Below are 3756 nucleotides of genomic sequence, written 5' to 3'. Positions count from 1 at the left end.
GACCCCCGACACCGGCCCCCACACCCCACAACCCGGCGACCCGCCGCACACCCACGCCGAACAGGCTGCAGACGGCGCCGTGTTCGCCCGTGCCGCAGAACTGGACGACGCCGCACGCATCCTGACCGGGCGCCCCGTCAGCATCCGCCGACTGCGCACCGAACTGGGCATCGGCCCCGACCGCGCCCGCCGCATCCACACCCTTCTCGAAAACCGCCGCGCCCCCGCCACGGCCGGATCCACAAACGCTCCCTGACCTCGGCGAACACGGATACACCCGCGTCGGTGACACCCGCTTGACATCCCACCGGGACCGGAGCGTCCATGGTCCCAACGCCCCACGGGCACCACCGCGATGCGCACGCGGCCCGCCGGGCGCCCCGGCCGGGGACCCCTCAACGATCCGAAACCGGACACGAAAGGTCCCCCACCATGACCCCCAAGAACACCACCAGCGGCGAACGCCACCCCCACCCGTCGACCGGCACCGAAAAGAAGCCCAACGCCGTGCGCCTGGTCTGGAAGGCCCTCACCGAACACCCCGGCTCCACCACCGCCGAACTCGCCCTCGCCGCCGGAGTCGCCCGCTCCACCACCGGCAAGGCACTGGCCGCCCTCCGCGACAACAACCTCGCCCGCCACCAGCCCGGCGAACGTCACGGCATCCAGCGCCAAGCCGACCGCTGGTACCCCAACAACCCCCAGCCCGAGCCCGCCCCCAAGGCCGCAACCGCAACCGCCGAGAACGACACCGCCGACGCGGAGGCGGCCACGCCAAGCGTCCCCGCCCCCCGCGAAACCCCCGACAACGAAACGGCAACAACAGAGGCGACGGCGGCAGTGTGCGAAGAAGGCGCGGACGAAGCAGCCGACAACGCGACGAACGAGGAGGCCGCGTCGCCTGCTGTCGAGGAGAAGAAGCGGCTGGCGCCGGGCGAACTGCGCCAGCTGGTCATCGGCCACCTCACCGCCCACCCCGACGAGGCATTCACCTCCACCGGCATCAGCCGCGTCATCGAGAAGAGCTCCGGCGCCATCGCCAACGCCCTGGTCACCCTCACCAAGCAGGGCATCGCCCAACAGGTCAACGAAACCCCTCGCCGCTACCAGCTCGCCACCACCACCGCTGACGCGGACACCGCGCACTGATCCTCAACCCACAGGCGCCCCGCCCACATGGGCGGGGCGCCTTGCCATGCGTCACCGCACTGCTGCCGACGATTGCCTACCTGGCCGCCATCAGCACATCCGGGTGAATCACGGGCAGAAAGAGGAGCCGACCACGGCGATGCCCCGTTGGCACCCCGACAGCCATCACGACCAGAGGATCACCATGCACACCCTCACCCGCGCCCTGGGCAAGCCCCTGGCCGCTGTACTCATGGTCACCGCGATGAGCGGCACGGCCGTTGTCGCCACCGCGGGCCCCGCCGCAGCGATGGACTGCCGCATCGACGTCCAAGCCGCCGTCATCCGCGCGAAGCCGGACGCGGAATCGACAGCCATGGGCATCGGATACCGAGGGCAGACCTGCCAGACCAGCGACCACCAGTACAACGGCAGCACCATGTGGACCAAAATCCGCATGGACAAGTCCGGCGTGAAGGGCTGGGTCCGGCGCGAGCACCTGTGGACCGAAGAGGACGACATCCACACCCGCCTGCTGTGACGAATCGAGCCAGGCGCGCCCGTACCCGCCAACGCCCCTCCTGACCATTCACACCAGTGGGGTGCCGCCCACGCCACGAGACCTCTATCGGGAGTTATGTCCGGGCAATACGAGAAGGGTGAACTAGAAGGCCTAGAAGGCGACGAGGCCCGGTTCGCTGTCTCGTTGAGGTGATGACGGACGACACGGTGGCGGCGCGCCGGAAAGGCGCGCCGCCACCGGCCGGTATCTCGATGGTCAGGGTTGTTCGCCGGATGCGGCGCCGGTGTCGAACCAGAAGGCTACGTAGTTCTCCAGTGCCTTGCTGAGTTCGCGCTGGTGGACGTTGAGTGCGAGGTGACCGGCGGAGGTGCCGTGGTGGCTGAAGAAGAGGAGGGCTTCGTCCACGCGTCCCTTGTTGGGGTGGATCACGTTCAGTCGCAGGGCGTCCCACTCGGCGGGGAGGCCGCCGCAGACGAGGTCGATGCGCAGGCGGAGCAGCGTGCCTTGGGTCGGGCGGGCGTAGAGGCTCTGGCCGACGACGACCGCGTCGGGCAGGGCGAGGGGGAGCGCGCACCGGAAGAACGTCTCGGGCGTCAGCATGGCCGGTTTCCTTTCAGGCGGGGCATTGTGGCTCTTGTGGGGTTCTTCAGCCCAGGTGGAGGAACGGGCGGACGTGGTCATTGATGTCGCCGTCGTAGCGGGGTACGGGCTCGGGGTCGGTCAGTGCAGAACACATTGCGGTGACCAGGTGGCGGGGGGTGGTGATGGAGAACTCCGCAGTCCAGACGGCGTCGTGGTCCGGGCCGGTACTGACCGTCGTGTGCCAGCCGACCACGTCGGGGAATTCCCGGCGGGCCATGAAGATGGGGATCGGCAAGCAGTAGACGGTTGCCTGCTTGCGGGGATCGACCCACCTCGCCGGGCCTCCCGCAGTGGCGTGGCGTTCCCATCCCGCCTCGGCCAATGGGAGCAGGTAGTCGCCGTCGGCCTTCTCGGGAGGTCCCGGTGGAGGCGGGGCGAGCATGGCATCGGCCACGGTGGCGATCACCTCGGGCGGGGTGAAGGCGGTGAAAGTGGCGTTCCAGGAGGGCCGCCCGCTGGACCCGTCGCGGCCCCAGAGGTGCCATGTCCGGTCGCGGCTGAACGCGGCAGGTGTCTTGGCGCGCGCCCGGATCAGCAGGCACCGCTCCTTGGTGCGTGGGAAGCAGCGGACGGTTTCCGTCTCATCGATGAATGTCAGCCAGCCCGCTGCGACCAGCAGGTCGCTGACGGTCGCTGTGTCCCCGTCCGATCCCGCCAGCCAGCGGGGGGTTACGAGATGGTCAGGGCGTTCGCCGTCGGCGTCACCGAGCGGGATCGGGGTGAGTTCGGGCATGGATTGTTCTCCGTTGCGTTGTGATCTCTTCCGGGCGGGGACCGGTACGCCTCACGGCATGAACCGGTCGCACCGGCCGGGTTGCAGAGGTGTTACTGGTGTCTGCTGAAGGCGCGGCGGCCTTACAGGAGTTCGTTGGCGCTGTGAGGCCGGGGCCCGAATTTCTTCACAATGTGCCTCCCAAAGGTTCTGCGAGAGCCGCACTTTCCGTTGATTTCGAGGCACGCCTATCCCGAGAGCCATTCATGAATGAGGCGGCCCCGAATTCGCCGCATTCACCGGGAACGCGATCAATGTAGGCATGCCCGCCAGAAAGTCTCCAGCGGTATTCCGCCTGGGAATTCCTGGAGATTCCGGCAAAGCTCTCGGCGCCTTGCATCGAGGACCGGCTGCCGTACGACGCTTTGTGTCGTGCACGGGGGATTCGGCGACCGAATGCCTGGTCCGGGTCATCGCGACCTTGTCCCCCGGACGGGGTAGCGCTCCTGTTCGCGGGCTCGGGAGCACAGTTGCCGTCGATGCCCGGTCGCATGACACAGGGGGCAGAAGAGGGCTTTCGTCGCGTTGTGGGTGTGCCGGGGATGTGCCGGTGCGCCCCCGGGGTGAGTGGGGCGCACCGGCCGGGCGCGGGTGGTGGGTCAGGTGCGGGCGGTGGCGATTGCGGTGGTGGCGGCTTTGCCGATGGCGTTGGCGGCCTGGGCCGGGTCGGTGAGTTCGAGCAGGGTGGCGC

At 68.7% G+C, this 3756-nt stretch carries 4 protein-coding genes and 1 pseudogene; 3 read left to right on the top strand and 2 right to left on the bottom strand.

The features are described from left to right. The 3 genes and pseudogenes from ADY01_RS39540 to ADY01_RS33900 all read left to right on the top strand — a co-directional run. A pseudogene (locus ADY01_RS39540) lies at positions 1-256 on the top strand (hypothetical protein); the annotation flags it as partial. Positions 257-432: 176 nt separating this feature from the next. After that, positions 433-1149, top strand: coding sequence for a MarR family transcriptional regulator (locus tag ADY01_RS33905; protein ID WP_049580608.1), 717 nt, complete (start codon positions 433-435; stop codon positions 1147-1149). A 139-nt stretch (positions 1150-1288) separates the two neighbouring features. Continuing rightward, positions 1289-1669 (top strand): SH3 domain-containing protein, encoded by a 381-nt coding sequence (locus ADY01_RS33900; protein WP_049580607.1) that lies wholly within the window; start codon positions 1289-1291, stop codon positions 1667-1669. A gap of 237 nt (positions 1670-1906) precedes the next feature. Here ADY01_RS33900 and ADY01_RS33895 read toward each other — a convergent pair whose 3' ends face one another. Then, entirely contained in the window at positions 1907-2251 is a 345-nt protein-coding gene (locus tag ADY01_RS33895) for a hypothetical protein (protein WP_049580606.1), read from the bottom strand. Between the two features lie 46 nt (positions 2252-2297). After that, complete coding sequence (locus ADY01_RS33890) at positions 2298-3026, bottom strand: DUF317 domain-containing protein (RefSeq protein ID WP_049580605.1); 729 nt, start codon at positions 3024-3026, stop codon at positions 2298-2300. Between the last annotated feature and the right edge of the window lie 730 nt (positions 3027-3756).

Source organism: Streptomyces sp. SBT349, from assembly GCF_001083795.1.
Taxonomy (GTDB): domain Bacteria; phylum Actinomycetota; class Actinomycetes; order Streptomycetales; family Streptomycetaceae; genus Streptomyces.
Note: the sequence above shows the minus strand (reverse complement) of the source record. Positions and strands in the feature narration are given on the sequence as shown.

What these genes read in the sequence shown, in the direction of transcription:
- ADY01_RS33905 (WP_049580608.1), top strand. Translation starts at nt 433, where the DNA reads ATGACCCCCAAGAACACCACCAGCGGCGAACGCCACCCCCACCCGTCG.
- ADY01_RS33900 (WP_049580607.1), top strand. Translation starts at nt 1,289, where the DNA reads ATGCCCCGTTGGCACCCCGACAGCCATCACGACCAGAGGATCACCATG.
- ADY01_RS33895 (WP_049580606.1), bottom strand. Translation starts at nt 2,251, where the DNA reads ATGCTGACGCCCGAGACGTTCTTCCGGTGCGCGCTCCCCCTCGCCCTG.
- ADY01_RS33890 (WP_049580605.1), bottom strand. Translation starts at nt 3,026, where the DNA reads ATGCCCGAACTCACCCCGATCCCGCTCGGTGACGCCGACGGCGAACGC.